The organism is Pseudomonas sp. TWR3-1-1, assembly GCF_049896545.1.
Classification (GTDB): domain Bacteria; phylum Pseudomonadota; class Gammaproteobacteria; order Pseudomonadales; family Pseudomonadaceae; genus Aquipseudomonas; species Aquipseudomonas weihenstephanensis.
Window position 1 is genome coordinate 227,144 of record NZ_JAFCUO010000006.1, and the last position, 15,782, is coordinate 242,925.

The window sequence follows — 15,782 nt, forward strand, 5'->3', positions numbered from 1 at the left end:
CTGTAAACAGACCCTCGAAAATTGATTAAGTTCCCTATCAAAAACAATAACTTAGCGAATTGTGTACAACTCGTGCTACTGGTCGGATTTCGATTGTAACCAACCGCGTACAGCCTCAGGATCGCGCCGTCATCCCTTTGAGGCTCACTTATGAAGCTCACCTCGATTCTCTTGTTGTCCCTTGGCCTGGTCAGTGGCGCAGCCTTGGCCGGTGGCACCACCGAAGCCGGTGTAGGCGGCGCATTAGGCGGGGTTCTTGGCGCCGTGGTTGGGCAACAACTCGGCGGCTCGACCGGATCGGCCATTGGCGCAGGCGTAGGCGGCGCGGCCGGCAGTGCTGTAGGTGCCGACAAACGCAGTCGCGGTGAAGCGGCTATCGGCGGCGCACTTGGCGCAGCGGGCGGTAACGTATTGGGCCGCAGCGTAGGCGGCAACACAGGCAGCCTGGTGGGTGCAGCGGCTGGCGGTGGCGCGGGCGGTGCTCTGGGCAATTACATGGGCAACAAGAGCGATGCCGATGATCGCCGTTACCGGGACCGCGATAATCGCCGTTATTACCGTGACGACAACCGTGGACGGGGCCATGCCTACGGCCACCGCAAAAAAAACAAGCATCGTCATCACTGATGATTGCTAACGGGAGCCCACAGAGGCTCCCGTTTTTGTTTTAACCACCGCTCGGCTCATCGCGACGTCCCTTCTGCTCAACGCCAAATTGTTTCAATGCATTACGCCCGCTGCTTTGGCGTCAATCATGCAACCTGCATGACCCAGTAAAACAATCAGGTTTTTAACGTATTGATAAATAACGCAATTAGTTAAAAGGCTTGGTTGGCACAACCCCTGCAATCTCCTGAGTGAAGGCTGCACTTCCCACCATTTCAGGAGCACAACAACAATGATCGGGACTACTGATAACTATCCCGCTGCCCTGCAAGACTCTTCAGGCCACAGCGGTGTGTCCTGGGGCGCCATTTTTGCAGGTGCCGCCGCTGCCGCTGCTTTGTCCTTACTGCTGCTGATGCTGGGCGCAGGCTTGGGCTTTTCAGCTGTTTCACCCTGGGCCGGTGAAGGTGTAGGCGCCAAGGGTTTGGGCATTACCGCCATCATCTGGCTAGCTGTCACGCAAATCATTGCCTCGGGCATGGGCGGTTATTTGGCCGGTCGCCTGCGAGTCAAATGGGCCAGCCTGCATGGCGATGAAGTGTATTTTCGCGACACCGCGCACGGGTTTCTGTCGTGGGCCGTGGCCACCCTCGTCACCGCGACGTTGATCGCAGGTTCGGTTAGCAGTGTCATTGGCAGCGGCGTGCAAGCCGGGGCCAGTGTTGCATCCGGTGCGGCAACTGCAATGAGCAGCGCAGCCGGGAGTGCGGCAGGTAGCAGCGCGAACAACGGTTCGGGCAACAGCTCGGATTACTTTATCGACACGCTGTTTCGCGATGATCGCGGCACCGCTGTCAGCGAAGACGCTGCACACGGCATCGTCACCCGCATCTTCGTACGCAGCCTGGGCAATGATGGCCAACTGAGCGCAGACGACCGTACCTATCTGGCGCAAATCGTCGCCCAACGTACCAACCTCACTCAGGCAGAAGCCGAGCAACGGGTTGATCAGGTTTACGCCAAAGCCCATCAAGCGATTGAAGAGGCCAAGGTCAAAGCCAAGGAAGCCGCTGACACCGCTGCAAAAGTTGCTGCCTGGACCACCTTGTGGATGTTCATCACGCTGTTGATCGGTGCGTTCTTTGCCAGCCTGTGCGCCACCTTCGGCGGTCGTCGCCGCGACGCGGTGACTTATATCGACCACACCACGACCACCACGGTTGTCCGTTAACTCAGGAGAATAAAAATGCGCTCATTACTGCTGCTGTTCCTCGGCATTCCCATCCCGATCATCATCTTGATTGCGCTGTTTGTTCACTGACAGCACACCAACGGCCTTCCTTGTGAAGGCCGTTTTTGTTTCAGCGCCTTACACCGGCAGGCACGTAGTCGATTTGATTTCAGAAAGCGCGACAATCGAGTTCACTTCCTGAATGCCCGGCACCATCGACAGTTTTTCGAAAAAGAAGCGCTCATAGGCCTCGATGTCCGAGGTCACGATACGCAACAAAAAATCCACCGCGCCCATCAACACGTAGCACTCCAGCACCTCGGGGAAACCACGAATCGCGTCAGTGAACTCGGTGAAGTTGGAACGCCCGTGGGCGTTGAGTTTGATTTCGGCAAATATTTGCGTGTTCAGGCCGATTTTCTTGCGATCCAATAACGTCACCTGCCCACGAATGATGCCTTCATCTTTCATCCGTTGAATCCGACGCCAGCACGGTGACTGCGATAAACCGACCTTCTCAGCGATCTGTGCGCTGGACAGCGAAGCGTCCTCTTGCAGCAGGGCCAAAATTCGTCGGTCGTAAGCGTCCAAATCGCCTTGCATAAAAATTCCTGATTATTGACCAGCAATGAATTGTTTAAGTCTTTTTCGATCAAACGTTGATCATCATAGATAAATAATTTCTGACCGTGCATGTGATTATTTCTCCAGCCAAATCTGGAGTCATTGCATGCCATCTCTCAACGCCGTATCCCCCTCGCCACGTGCCGACGTGTGGGCCGCGAATGCCACGCCGTGCACCGTGCGTTTTTGCATTGTGGCCGAGGCCGAAGCGGACGTGCTGTGCCGCACACTCAACCTGTTTGCCTTGCAGCAATTGATTCCGCAGCAGGTGGAAGTCATGCGCGACGACGACCTGCTGCGCATCGAAATCGTCAGCAATGAGCAAAGCTGGCACCGCGCTCAAGTGATTGGCGAAAAACTGCGCAACCTGGTGAGTGTCTGCGATCTGGAGCTGTATCAGGTGCAAGGCCGCACTACGCCTGTGCTGGCGTGTTCGCAATAGCTCGCAACTATTGGCGAGGCCGAGCGCTCAAGGCGCGGCTAGGCTTTGGCGTACCTGGCCAGACAAGGATCTGTCTGTGCCTGTGCAGTACAAGGAGTATTTATGCAGACCACGTGTACGCCCGATCGCCCGCTTGATCTCGAACCGTTGCTGCCGGGGCTGCTGGCCCACGGCCTCATCACGCCAACACACGCCGACCAGGCCCTGAAGCGTTATCGGGCGGCTCCCAACAACGGCGTACACCCATTGATTTTCCTGGCGGCGCAACAGTTTGCCGACCTCAGCCGGCCCGGAAAAACCTTGACCCTTGAAACCCTGACGGCCTGGCTTGCCCGGCACTACGGGCAACCGTACGTGCGCATTGACCCGCTGAACATTGATGTTGCCAGCGTGACCGGGTTGATGTCGTTCGCGTTTGCCCAGCGCCATCAAATACTGGTGATTGCGACGGACCGCGACGCCATCACCATCGCCAGCGCACAGCCCGATGTCGGCAGTTGGGAAGCCGATCTGCGCCAGGTTCTCAAGCGGCCCATAAAACGGGTGATTGCCAACCCTCTGGAGATCGCGCGGCTGGGCTCTGAGTTATACAAACTGGCCAAATCAGTGACGGGCGCAACGCTCAATGATCAAAAAACGTACAAAGCGTTGCCCCTCAAACCGTCGCCCGATACAGAGAGCAACAGCCAGGAGCACGATGCCAACGATGCTCATATCGTCAATATCGTTGACTGGTTGTTTCAGTACGCGTTTGAACAGCGTGCCAGTGATATCCACATCGAGCCGCGTCGCGAACAAGGCGGTGTGCGCTTTCGCATTGATGGCGTGTTGCATAACGTTTATCACTTCCCGGCACAGGTCACGACAGCGATTGTCAGCCGCCTCAAAAGCCTGGGCCGGATGAATGTCGCCGAAAAACGCAAGCCGCAGGACGGCCGAATCAACACCCAAACCCCGACAGGCACTGACGTGGAGCTGCGGCTCGCCACGTTGCCCACCGTGTTTGGCGAAAAAATAGTGCTGCGTATTTTTGACCCGCAAGTGGTGCTAAAACGTTTCGATCAGCTCGGCTTCAGCGTGCAAGACATGCAGCGCTGGCAACACATGACCGCCCAGCCCAGCGGCATCATTTTGATCACCGGCCCCACAGGTTCAGGCAAAACCAGCACGCTGTATGCAACGCTCAAACAACTGGCCACGCCTGGCGTCAACCTGTGCACCCTCGAAGACCCTATCGAGATGATTGAGCCCGCGTTCAATCAAATGCAGGTGCAACCCGGCATCGACCTGACTTTTGCCAGTGGCGTTCGCGCCCTGCTGCGCCAAGACCCGGACATCATCATGCTGGGCGAAATACGCGATCTTGAAACCGCCGAAATGGCGATTCAAGCGGCGCTCACCGGGCACCTGGTGCTCTCCACGCTGCACACCAACGATGCGCCCAGCGCCATCAGTCGCCTACAAGAACTGGGTATAGCGCCCTACCTGATCAAAGCCACGTTGCTGGGTGTTATGGCACAGCGACTGGTGCGCACGCTGTGTGCCGAATGCAAGACCCCTCAGCCACTGTCGTTAAGCGACTGGCAACACTTCGCCCCGACCTGCCCGGCCCCTTTGAGCCTCTACCGTGCAAGGGGTTGCGCGCACTGCCGACAGACCGGTTACAGCGGGCGAGGCGGCATTTACGAAATCATGCTGATGAGTGAAAAGCTCAAGGCATTGATCACGCCAGACACCGATTTAAATCAGCTGCGGCGCATTGCCTGTGACGAAGGCATGCGCCACTTGAGGCTGGCGGGCGCGTATCAAGTCGCCGCTGGCACCACCACACTGGAAGAAGCATTCAGGGTCACGCCGCACGTCTGATGCCGCATTAATGACTAAATGTTGCATCGTTAAGTGCCCTCGCGGAACTAGACTGCTATAACCCGCATCAAATCGTACAGATCACTTATTCGGAGTCACCCATCATGCGTCTCAAATATGCTGTAGTCGCCGCCGCGCTGTTGACCCTGCCTGTTGGCTCTGCAATGGCTGACAGCTTCTGGCGCAACGTGCTGTCTTCCGGTGCAACCACCGGTTCCACGTATCTGACCTTCAAAAAGGACCGCAAAGTCATTGCCGCTCAAGACGATGCGGGGAGTTTCGTGGCCAGCAATGGCGCGATCCGTGGCCCGTATCTGGAGTCCGCCATGCAGCAAGTACGCGCGGACAATCCGAACTTGAAGGTCAGCGACATGGACTTGGCCAACGCCATCCTGGCCAAAAACGCGACCGCTGAATAAACACCCGTGTCGTTGCTGCCGCTGGCTGCGAGCGCCTGGTAACAGGTCGCAACCAGCGGCCGCGACTACGCAACATGCTGTGTTTCATTCAGCCCCCATACAGAAATTTCACCTGATGTGAGCCATCCTCTGGGTATGATTTGTGCCATGTGCTATTGCTCTATGGTCACTCACAACCCACTCACATCGGACGTCACGCCTCTATGAGCTCGCTGCCTTTCCTGCCGTTTTCCAAACCAACCATCGATGAAGCCACTATTGCGGCCGTGGGCGACGTGTTGCGCTCGGGCTGGATTACCAGCGGGCCCAAGGTGCAAGCCTTCGAAGAGCAACTCTCGCAATACCTGGGCGGGCGCCCTGTGCGCACGTTCAACTCGGGCACCTGCACCATGGAAATCGCCCTGCGCATTGCAGGCATTGGGCCGGGCGATGAGGTCATCACCACCCCGATTTCATGGGTGGCGACCGCCAACGTGATTATCGAAGTGGGCGCCACGCCGGTGTTTGCCGACATAGATCCGATCACCCGCAACATTGATCTGAAAAAAGTCGAAGCCGCCATCACGCCGCGTACCAAAGCAATCATTCCGGTCTACCTGTCAGGTTTGCCGGTGGACATGGACGCGCTGTATGCACTGGCCAAAAAGCACAATCTGCGGGTGGTCGAAGATGCAGCACAAGCCCTCGGGTCGAGCTGGAATGGCGAACGCATCGGCGCCCGTGGCGACTTTGTTTCGTTCAGCTTTCAGGCCAACAAGAACATCACCTCATCCGAGGGCGGTTGCCTGGTACTGAACAACGAGGAGGAAGCACGCCTGGCCGAAAAATATCGCCTGCAAGGCGTTACCCGCACCGGTTATGACGGGCTGGATGTTGATGTACTAGGCGGCAAGTTCAACATGACTGACATCGCAGCGGCCATAGGTTTGGGGCAGTTCGCGCATATCCAAGCAATCACTGCGCATCGCCGTGAACTGGCCAAGCACTATTTCGAATGCTTTGGGCCTGATTTTGAGGCCGAGTATGGCGTTCAACTGCCCGTGGCTGATTTCAACAATACCAACTGGCATCTGTTCCAACTGGTGTTGCCAGAGCGTGAAGATGGCCAGCCAGCACGGGCCACCTTCATGAAAGACATGCAGGCACTCGGCGTGGGTGTGGGCTATCACTACCCCTCAATTCACTTGCTGAGTTTGTATCGTGCGCGGGGCTTCAAGGAAGGCATGCTGCCGATTGCAGAGCGCGTAGGTCGCTTGATCGTGTCGTTGCCCATGTTTACAGCAATGACCAAAGCCGATGTGCAGCGCTCGGTTGAGGCAGTGAAAGCGGTGCTCAAGGCCCAATAAATGATAGCCGGGCCATGCAGGCGCGAGTTAACGCTCGCGCCTGCAGCTTTTACGGGTTACTCGCCGATGGCGGCTTTGTAGCCTGCGGCATCCAGCAATTTATCCAGCTCGGCGGTATTGCTCGGCTTGAGTTTGAAAATCCAGCTGTCGTAGGGCTCGCTGTTTACCTGTTCAGGGCTGTCGGCCAACGCTTCATTAACTGCAATGACTTCGCCAGACACTGGGGAGTAGATATCCGAGGCCGCTTTTACCGACTCCACCACACCCGCCGTATCGCCCGCCGCAAACACTTTGCCGACTTCGGCCAACTCAACAAAGACCACATCCCCCAAGGCTTCCTGAGCGTGGTCGCTGATACCGACCGTGACGGTGCCATCAGCTTCCAGGCGCGCCCACTCGTGACTTTCAGCGAAGCGCAGTTCAGCGGGGATAGTGCTCATATTCAGTGTCCTCAAGAAGAAATGTCAGCGGCTCGCGTACGGCGCCAGCCTGCCAGTAAACGTTAGATCAAGGCTTTGCCCAGACGAACAAACGTGGGTTTCACCACGCGAACCGGATACCACTTGCCACGTATTTCGACTTCCGCACGATCAGCCGTGGCCATCGGAACACGCGCCAGAGCAATCGATTTGCTAAGCGTAGGAGAGAAACTACCACTGGTTATCTCCCCTTCGCCAACACCAGCGATACGAACGACCTGATGTGCGCGTAGGACACCTCGTTCCTCCAGCACCAAACCCACCAGTTTGAGTTGCATGCCCGCCGCTTTTTCAGCCTCCAGCGCTTCACGACCGATGAACCGGCGCGAGGCGGGTTCCCAAGCAATGGTCCAGGCCATGTTGGCGCAAAGTGGCGAGACAGAGAGGTGAATATCTTGCCCATAGAGGTTCATGCCGGCTTCCAGGCGCAAGGTGTCACGCGCCCCTAAACCGATGGGAGAAATACCTGCACCCACCAAATCGTTGAAAAAACCGGGAGCCTGCTCGGCGGGGAGCAGGATTTCCAGGCCGTCCTCACCGGTGTACCCGGTGCGGGCAATAAACCAGTCGCCATTGCTCTGCCCTTCAAAGGGCTTGAGCTGCGCAATAAGTTGACTGCGCGCCTGGCTCACCAGCTCGGCCACTTTATGCCGTGCCTGCGGGCCCTGGATCGCCAACAAGGCAAGTTCGGCGCGCTCTTGCAGTTGCACGTCATAACCTTGGGACTGGGTCGTCATCCAGGCCAAATCCTGCTCACGGGTGGCCGCGTTGACGATCAGGCGGTAACCGGCGTCCATCAGGTAGACGATCATATCGTCGACCACGCCGCCTTTCTCATTGAGCATGGCGCTGTAAAGCGCACGGCCCGGGGTATTAAGTCGTTCGACGTCGTTGGCCAGCAAGCGCTGTAACCATTCCTTGGCCTGAACCCCAGTGACGTCAATCACGGTCATATGCGAGACATCAAATACGCCGCAGTCCTGGCGCACCTCGTGGTGCTCCTCAACTTGCGAGCCGTAATGCAAAGGCATATCCCAACCGCCAAAATCGACCATCTTCGCGCCAAGGGCGAGATGCAGGTCATACAAAGGCGTACGCTGTCCCATGGGTTCCTCCTTCCGGGCTTGGCGAAGGTGCGGACAGGCGTGCAGAGCGCTTCAAACTACATAACGTAGCTTTCTTACGCTGCGCAGGGAACCTGGCCTGATTGACAGACCGCACCGAATGCCGCGCATTGTAGCCGCATGCCGGGAGGCTGGCACCTAGCCGATGCGATGGGCAGAGCGTCGGATCAACCCGATGACCGGCAACAAACCCACCAGGACCAACGTCAGTGCCGGCAAAGAAGCCCGTGCCCACTCGCCTTCACTGGTCATTTCGAAGATGCGAACAGCCAGCGTGTCCCAACCAAAGGGCCGCATTAGAAGGGTGGCGGGCATTTCCTTAAGTACATCGACAAAGACCAATAGCGCAGCACTCAGCGTGCCCGGCAGCAATAACGGCAGATACACTTTGAAAAACAGTCGCGGGCCACTCACCCCCAAACTGCGAGCGGCTTCAGGCAAGGACGGTCGAATACGCGCCAGACTGTTTTCGAGCGGGCCATAGGCCACTGCGATGAATCGCACCAGATACGCCATCAGCAAGGCCGACAGGCTGCCCAGTAGCAGCGGCTTGCCTGCCCCGCCCAACCAGCCTGACAGAGGAATGACCAGTTCGCGGTCCAGGTAACTGAACGCCAACATGATCGATACGGCCAACACTGAACCCGGCAAGGCGTAGCCCAGATTCGCCAGGCTGACCCCGGCGCGAATGGCCTGCGTGGGCGCCTGACGTCGGGCAAACGCCAAAACCAGCGCCACGCTCACGGTGATCAACGCCGCCATGCTGCCCAAGTACAAGGTGTGCAGGATGAGGCCGGTGTAGCGCTCATCGAGATCAAAGCGCCCGCGCTGCCAGAACCACACCACCAGTTGCAGCATCGGGATCACGAACGCGCAGGCAAACACCAGTGCGCACCAACTGCTGGCCAGCCAGGCCTTGGGACCTTTGAGGGCATATAAGGCCTGGGTGCGCGGGCGCTCATTGCTCGCGCGGTTGGCGCCCCGGGCACGACGCTCGCCGTAGAGCACCAGCATCACCACCAACAACAGCAAACTGGCCAATTGCGCAGCGGTGGACAGGCTGAAAAAGCCATACCAGGTCTTATAAATAGCCGTGGTAAAGGTGTCGAAATTGAACACCGACACTGCGCCGAAATCGGCCAGGGTTTCCATCAGCGCCAGCGCCACACCGGCACCAATCGCCGGGCGGGCCATCGGCAATGCCACTCGCCAGAATGCCTGCCACGGGCTTTGGCCCAATACCCGTGCGGCTTCCATCAAGCCTTTGCCCTGCGCCAGAAACGCCGTTCGCGCCAGCAAATAGACATACGGGTAAAACACCAGAATCAACACAATGATCACGCCACCGGTGGAGCGCACGCGGGGCAATCGCAACCCCATGCCAAACCACTCGCGTAGCAGCGTCTGCACCGGCCCGGCGAAATCCAGCAAACCGACGAATACAAACGCCAGCACGTAGGCCGGAATCGCAAACGGTAGCATCAGGGCCCAGTCCAGCCAGCGCCTGCCGGGGAATTCACACAGGCTGGTGAGCCATGCCAGGCTGACCCCGAGCAGCGTGACCCCGATGCCCACCCCGACAATCAATGTGAGCGTGTTGCCCAGCAGCCGCGGCATTTGTGTGTCCCACAGATGGCTCCAGATCTGGGTGTCCAGGCTTTGCCATGACAGCAACAAGACGCTCAAGGGCAGCAGTACCAGAGCGGCAATGGTGAATACCAGCGGGTACCAGCGACGTTGGGCAGGATGGGCCACGAAAAACTCTCGAAAGGTGGGCAAGGCGAGGGATTGTATGTTGCGTAGCTACACGAAGTGCGAAGAGTCTTTCAACAGAACCAAAAAGCCCCTCTCCCGCAGGGAGAGGGTTGGGGAGAGGGCTTGAGGGTTTGCCTCACTTCACACGCACATCAATTCCAGCCAGCACGGTCCATCATGCGGATCGCTTCGGCCTGGCGCTTGCCTGCCACTTCAACCGGTAAGGCATCAGCCTTGAACTCACCCCAACTGGCCACTTCGGCAGAAGGCGGCACGCTCGGGTTAGCCGGGAACTCTTGGTTAGTGCCCGCAAAAATCGACTGCGCCTCAGGTGTGGTCATCCATTCAACCAACGCTTTGGCCGCTTCTGGGTGCGGCGCGTATTTGGTCAGGCCAATGCCCGACAGGTTAACGTGAACACCGCGGTCGGCTTGATTGGGCCAAAACAACTTCACCGCCAGATCCGGCTTCTGCTTGTGCAAACGGCCGTAGTAGTAAGTGTTAACGATGCCCACGTCGCACTGCCCGGCATTGATTGCTTCCAACACCGCAATGTCATCCGAGAACACGTCGGTAGACAGGTTGTTGACCCAACCCTTGAGGATTTCTTCGGTTTTTTCAGGACCGTTCACCTCAATCATGGTGGCGGTCAGCGACTGGTTATACACCTTCTTGGCCGTGCGCAGGCACAGGCGGCCTTCCCAGTTTTTGTCAGCCAATGCCTCGTAGGTCGACAGTTCTTCGGGCTTAACCCGGTCGGTGGAATAAGCGATGGTCCGGGCGCGCAGGCTCAAACCCGTCCATTCGTGGGACGAGGAGCGGTATTGAGGGGGGATGTTTTTGTCGATAACGGGCGAAGTGAACGGTTGCAGGATGCCCATTTGCTCGGCTTGCCACAGGTTGCCGGCATCGACCGTGAGCAGCAGGTCGGCGGTGGCATTTTGACCCTCAGCCTTGATGCGCTGCATCAGCGGCGCTTCCTTGTCGGTGATGAACTTGACCTTAACCCCGGTTTTGGCGGTGTAGGCGTCAAATACCGGCTTGATCAGCTCGTCGATACGCGAGGAGTACACCACCACTTCATCGGCAGCAGAAACACCGCTGGCAAAAACGGTGAGGGCCAGGGCAGTCAGTAGACGCTTGGGTGCCAACATGAGGGGCGGTCTCTCTCAATGCGAATCGGGCGTAAATGGTAGTGAATCACATTTGCCATCTCAACCTAACTCGCCCCTGAGGCGTTACCAGATGTTGCAGAAGGCCTCTGTAGCCGCTGCCGCAGGCTGCGATAAGGACCTCAGGGCCTTCGCTTTTAAAGAACGGGGTCGCTGCGCAACCCATCGCAGCCTGTGGCCGCGGCGACAGAAATTCAAGCCTTGGCCAACGGTGGCAAATCGCCGGTGAGGCCCAGCGCCTGACGCACGAACACGGCTTTGGCTTCGGGCATCTGATTCACCCATTTCAAGCCGCTGTTGCGCAGCAGCCGGGCGCTTAACGAGTCGGCCTGAAACAACCGCTGGAAACCTTCCATGGCGGCCATGAGTGCCAGATTGTGAGGCATGCGACGCCGCTCGAAACGGCTCAGCACTTTGACATCCGCCAACCGCTCACCACGGTCAACCGCGTGCAAGATCACCTGCGCCAGCACTGCTGCGTCAAGGAAGCCCAGGTTGACGCCCTGCCCGGCCAACGGATGAATGGTGTGGGCCGCATCGCCAATCAGCGCCAGCCCCTCAGCCACGTAGCGTTTGGCATGCCGTTGACGCAGCGGCACGCAAACCCGTGAATCGGCGCTCAATACAGGGCCCAGACGCCCTTCAAACGCCAACGCCAGTTCGCGGCAGAACGCGTCATCCTCCAGTGCCATCAAGTGCTGCGCTTGTTCGGGGGTGGTGGACCACACGATTGAGCACCAGTCTTGCTGGCCGTCACGCTGCAAGGGCAAAAACGCCAGTGGGCCGTGATCGGTGAAGCGTTGCCAGGCGGTCTGCTGATGCGGTTGAGCGCAACGCACGCTGGCGACAATGGCGTGATGCATGTAGTCCCATTCGCGGGTCTGGCAACCGGTCAGACGTCGCACGGCCGAGTTGGCGCCGTCGGCGGCAATCACTAAGGGCGCACGCAGGGTGCGGCCATCGGCCAGGGTCAGCAGCCAGTCATCGCCAGAGCGGCGCATTTGCTCAAGACGGGCATTGGCCAGCAATTCAATGTCCACGCCCTGCAAGCTGTCGAGCAAGGCGTCTTGCACCACGCGGTTTTCGACGATATGGCCCAGCACTTCGGCGTGCACACTGGCGGCCGAGAAGTGGATTTGACCGGTGCCGCTGCCGTCCCACACGTGCATGTGCGAATACGGGCTGACACGGCGAGCGACAATGCCGTCCCATGCACCAAGGCGTTGCAAAATGCGCTGGCTGGCCGCCGACAAGGCGCTGACCCGAGGCTCGAAGGCGTCGTCACCGCTAAACGGTTTGACGCTCAGCGGCCCGCCGTCGAGCAGCACGATTTTCAAACCGCTGTCTTTGAGCGCCAGCGCCAAGGCGCTTCCGACCATTCCGGCCCCAACAATCAGCACATCTGCGCGCATTTCCATGCTTTAAGCCTGTCTCGTGAGCAGCATTCGCCGCACCTGAATAAAAATGGACCGACACGGGACGTATTCGCCCCGGTCGTCATCAACTGTCTGCGCGAGTGCCCAGCCCCATCGCCTGACGGGCAAACCAGCGCTTGGCCGGTGGTAGCAGATCAAGGCCCAGCAAGCCAAGGTTACGACCCAACGAAATCAGGGTCTGATCGCTGCCAAACAGGCGTGTTACCTGATCCGAGAAGCCTATGGTCAGTTGCTGATCGAGTGTTTGGCGCTGTTGATAACTCAACAAGGTGGCGAAGTCGCCGAGTTTTTCATCACTCGCCAACAGCGTCCGGGCCAAGGCGTCCGCGTCCCGCAACGACAAGTTAAAACCCTGCCCGGCAATCGGGTGCAGGCTGTGCGCAGCGTTGCCGAGCACCGCAAGGTGCGGGCGTACTTGCTCTTGCGCCTCGATCAACGTGAGCGGGTACAAATGGCGCGCCCCCACCTGTTTGAGGGTGCCCAGGCGATAGCCAAACACGCCCTGCAACTCGCTGAGGAAGCTGCGTTCATCCAGCGCTGCCAGACGCTCGGCATCCATACCTAGCCGGGTCCAGACCAGCGCACAGCGGTTTTCGGGCAACGGCAGCAATGCCATCGGCCCTTCTTCGGTGAAACGCTCGAAGGCCATGCCGCCGTGGGCTTGGCTGGGGGTGATGTTGGCGATCAACGCGCTTTGGTCATAAGGGCGCTTGCTGACATGAATGCCCAACTGCTCGCGCAGCCCCGAACGACCGCCGTCGGCCAGTACCGCCAGGTCGCAGTCCAGCGTGGTTTCATCGTTCAAGGTCAGACGGTAGCCGTCTTCGAGGGGCTGCATGCGGGTCACTTCGGCCGGGCAGCGCCAACTGATCACGTCCGGGTCCAGGCCCTTCCACAAGCACTGGCCCAACCAGGCGTTTTCGACCACATAACCCAGCGCAGGCACACCTTCTTCAAGGGCCGACAACCGTGCGGTGGAGAAACGACCACGGTCGGAAACGTGAATATCCTTGATCGGCTCGGCACGGGGAGCGATGGACTGCCACAGCCCCAGCCGCTCATAAATTTGCCGCGCGCCGTAGCTCAGCGCCGACGAACGGGCGTCGTAGCTCGGCTGGTAGCTGTTGCCGGGGGCAAAAGGCTCGATCAGGACGATCTTCCAGCCCCGCGCCTTGGCCCCGGCTTGCAACGCCAGCGCAAGGCTTGCGCCTACCAGGCCGCCACCAATGATTGCCAGGTGGGTGCGACTCATGCCACGCGCGCCTTTGCCGCTGCCATCAAGGCTTCGATGTCAGCGACGGTTTTGGGCACGTCGCCGGTCAGAATGTCACAGCCATGTTTGGTGACCACTACGTCGTCCTCGATCCGCACACCAATGCCGCGCCATTTTTTGGCGACATTCAGATTGTTCGGGCTGATGTAAATACCGGGCTCAACAGTGAGGGTCATGCCTGCTTCCAGCACGCGCCACTCTCCACCGACCTTGTATTCACCCACATCATGCACATCCAGCCCCAGCCAATGACCGGCGCGGTGCATGTAAAACACTTTATAAGCTTCGCTGGCAATCAGCTCATCCACCTCGCCCTGCAACAAGCCCAAATCAACCAGACCTGCTGTGATCACCCGGACCGTGGCCTCGTGCGCCTGGTTCCAGTGCTTGTTGGGCGCAATATCGGCAAACGCTGCTTCTTGCGAAGCCAACACCAATTCGTAAATTGCTTTTTGCTCCGGCGAAAATTTCCCGCTTACAGGGAACGTTCGGCTGATGTCACTGGCGTAGCAGTCGATCTCACAGCCCGCATCAATCAAGACCAGATCGCCGTCTTTAAGCACGGCGTCGTTCTGCTGATAGTGAAGAATGCAGCTGTTGTCACCCGACGCGACGATTGAGCCATAGGCCGGCATTTTCGCGCCGCTTTTACGAAACTCGTAATCCAGCTCGGCTTCAAGGCTGTACTCATGCAAGCCTGCACGGCTGGCTTGCATGGCACGGACATGCGCACGCGCCGAAATTTGCGCCGCGTGGCGCATGACTTTGATTTCTGCCGCCGATTTATACAGGCGCATGTCATGCAGCAGATGATCCAGAGCAACGAATTCGTTGGGCGGTTGCGCACCCAGGCTGGCCTTGGAGCGAATGGTGTTGATCCACTCCATCAAGTGGCGGTCGAATTCGGGGTTGCTGCCCATCGCCGAATACACCCGCTCGCGGCCTTCAATCAGGCCCGGCAGGATGTCGTCGATGTCGGTGATCGGGAACGCGTCGTCAGCGCCAAAGTCACGTATGGCGCCTTCTTGCCCTGCGCGCAATCCGTCCCACAGCTCGCGCTCCGGGTTGCGCTCACGGCAAAACAGCACGTATTGGCCATGGGCCCGGCCCGGGATCAACACAATCACGGCCTCAGGCTCAGGAAAACCGCTCAGGTACTGAAAATTGCTTTCCTGACGGTACACGTACTCAACATCTCGATTGCGAATCGCCACCGGCGCCGCAGGTAATATCGCGATGCTGTTGGGCTCCATCTGCGCCATGAGCGCCTTGCGGCGACGTGCGTATTCCGATTTCGGGATATGGATCATGGGCAGACGGGTTTCCTCTTGGCGGTCGATCAGTGCAACGAAGGCTTGGCTGGAGCAGGCTCAGCCGTTTTTTTGGTTTCGGTGAACAGCAGCAGCGGCGCGACGCGCAGGTATTCCATCACTTCCATATAGTCGTTTTCACCGTCATCGGACTCTTCCAGGGCATCTTGCACCTGGGCGATGGCGGCCAGGTCTTGCAGCACTTCCTGGCCCTCGGTGCTCAAGTCAACGCCCCGATAGTTAAGGCCGAAGCCGGACAGGAAACCCTGACACCACTCGCCCAATGCAGCAGCGCGGTCGGTCAGTGATGCGTCATCGCTCGGCAACAGCAGCACGACGGTCATGTCGTCACCGGTCAATTCACCTTTGACCATCTCTTGCAAACCGATCAGGGCATTGCGTACGTTGTCACTGATTTCATTTTCGCTTTGGAACAGCTCTTTGGCATCGGCCAACCAGCTGTCGGCATCGAAGCCTGCGCCGGCACAACTGCGCCCCAGCAACAGGCCGTGCAGTTCAGCAGGCGAAACGTTATGGCCGTTGTTGGTCAGCAGGGCGGCAAAAGCGTGATACGGGGAGTTCTGAATAGGCATGGTCAGCTAGGCGCCAAGCGGCGCTATGTCTAGAATGGAGGCCTTGTATCCTAGCATCGGCAGGCGAGCCAGACCATCGAGGCGTCAAAGCGCCTGATGGTGACCA

The 15,782-nt window shown here is 58.6% G+C and carries 15 protein-coding genes; 6 read left to right on the forward strand and 9 right to left on the reverse strand.

All coding sequences use genetic code 11. From position 1 onward, the window contains the following. The first annotated feature begins 150 nt into the window (after window positions 1–150). Window positions 151–627, forward strand: a complete 477-nt coding sequence (locus tag ACP7A4_RS15315) for a glycine zipper domain-containing protein (RefSeq protein WP_048364675.1) — start codon at window positions 151–153, stop codon at window positions 625–627. A 271-nt stretch (window positions 628–898) separates the two neighbouring features. Then, complete coding sequence (locus ACP7A4_RS15320) at window positions 899–1,837, forward strand: hypothetical protein (protein ID WP_059762267.1); 939 nt, start codon at window positions 899–901, stop codon at window positions 1,835–1,837. A 138-nt stretch (window positions 1,838–1,975) separates the two neighbouring features. On the opposite strand, the gene ACP7A4_RS15325 is transcribed toward ACP7A4_RS15320, so the two are convergent. Further along, entirely contained in the window at window positions 1,976–2,440 is a 465-nt protein-coding gene (locus ACP7A4_RS15325) for an Lrp/AsnC family transcriptional regulator (protein ID WP_059762266.1), read from the reverse strand. A gap of 127 nt (window positions 2,441–2,567) precedes the next feature. On the opposite strand from ACP7A4_RS15325, the gene ACP7A4_RS15330 reads away from it, so the two are divergent. The 4 genes from ACP7A4_RS15330 (at window position 2,568) to ACP7A4_RS15345 (ending at window position 6,534) form a co-directional block, all read left to right on the forward strand. Then, window positions 2,568–2,903 carry a hypothetical protein gene (locus ACP7A4_RS15330; protein ID WP_059762265.1) on the forward strand — a complete coding sequence of 112 codons (336 nt, stop codon included), beginning with the start codon at window positions 2,568–2,570 and terminating at the stop codon, window positions 2,901–2,903. Window positions 2,904–3,005: 102 nt separating this feature from the next. Beyond that, on the forward strand, window positions 3,006–4,769 hold the full coding sequence (locus ACP7A4_RS15335) for a GspE/PulE family protein (RefSeq protein ID WP_426247709.1): 1,764 nt from the start codon (window positions 3,006–3,008) through the stop codon (window positions 4,767–4,769). Window positions 4,770–4,873: 104 nt separating this feature from the next. Further along, window positions 4,874–5,188 carry a DUF2388 domain-containing protein gene (locus tag ACP7A4_RS15340; protein ID WP_048400748.1) on the forward strand — a complete coding sequence of 105 codons (315 nt, stop codon included), beginning with the start codon at window positions 4,874–4,876 and terminating at the stop codon, window positions 5,186–5,188. A gap of 203 nt (window positions 5,189–5,391) precedes the next feature. After that, window positions 5,392–6,534 (forward strand): DegT/DnrJ/EryC1/StrS family aminotransferase, encoded by a 1,143-nt coding sequence (locus ACP7A4_RS15345; RefSeq protein WP_059762263.1) that lies wholly within the window; start codon window positions 5,392–5,394, stop codon window positions 6,532–6,534. Between the two features lie 56 nt (window positions 6,535–6,590). Here the strand turns inward: ACP7A4_RS15345 and gcvH are convergent, their stop codons facing one another. The 8 genes from gcvH to ACP7A4_RS15385 form a co-directional block, all read right to left on the reverse strand. Further along, window positions 6,591–6,974 (reverse strand): glycine cleavage system protein GcvH, encoded by a 384-nt coding sequence (gene gcvH / locus ACP7A4_RS15350; RefSeq protein WP_059762262.1) that lies wholly within the window; start codon window positions 6,972–6,974, stop codon window positions 6,591–6,593. Between the two features lie 62 nt (window positions 6,975–7,036). Continuing rightward, on the reverse strand, window positions 7,037–8,119 hold the full coding sequence (gene gcvT / locus ACP7A4_RS15355) for a glycine cleavage system aminomethyltransferase GcvT (RefSeq protein ID WP_059762261.1): 1,083 nt from the start codon (window positions 8,117–8,119) through the stop codon (window positions 7,037–7,039). A gap of 156 nt (window positions 8,120–8,275) precedes the next feature. Beyond that, the gene (locus tag ACP7A4_RS15360) at window positions 8,276–9,892 is read right to left on the reverse strand and encodes an ABC transporter permease (protein WP_426247712.1); all 1,617 of its coding nucleotides are present in this window, start codon (window positions 9,890–9,892) and stop codon (window positions 8,276–8,278) included. Between the two features lie 152 nt (window positions 9,893–10,044). Beyond that, window positions 10,045–11,046: an extracellular solute-binding protein gene (locus tag ACP7A4_RS15365; RefSeq protein WP_048400752.1), complete on the reverse strand. Its 1,002-nt coding sequence runs from the start codon at window positions 11,044–11,046 to the stop codon at window positions 10,045–10,047. A 212-nt stretch (window positions 11,047–11,258) separates the two neighbouring features. Then, window positions 11,259–12,476: a 2-octaprenyl-3-methyl-6-methoxy-1,4-benzoquinol hydroxylase gene (locus tag ACP7A4_RS15370; protein ID WP_165599917.1), complete on the reverse strand. Its 1,218-nt coding sequence runs from the start codon at window positions 12,474–12,476 to the stop codon at window positions 11,259–11,261. An 88-nt stretch (window positions 12,477–12,564) separates the two neighbouring features. Continuing rightward, window positions 12,565–13,752 carry a 2-octaprenyl-6-methoxyphenyl hydroxylase gene (ubiH, locus tag ACP7A4_RS15375; RefSeq protein ID WP_059762257.1) on the reverse strand — a complete coding sequence of 396 codons (1,188 nt, stop codon included), beginning with the start codon at window positions 13,750–13,752 and terminating at the stop codon, window positions 12,565–12,567. Then, window positions 13,749–15,083, reverse strand: a complete 1,335-nt coding sequence (pepP, locus tag ACP7A4_RS15380; protein WP_426247715.1) for a Xaa-Pro aminopeptidase — start codon at window positions 15,081–15,083, stop codon at window positions 13,749–13,751. The genes ubiH and pepP overlap by 4 nt, the downstream gene beginning before the upstream one ends. A gap of 29 nt (window positions 15,084–15,112) precedes the next feature. Beyond that, window positions 15,113–15,676: a YecA family protein gene (locus ACP7A4_RS15385; RefSeq protein ID WP_203303165.1), complete on the reverse strand. Its 564-nt coding sequence runs from the start codon at window positions 15,674–15,676 to the stop codon at window positions 15,113–15,115. Window positions 15,677–15,782: the final 106 nt, after the last annotated feature.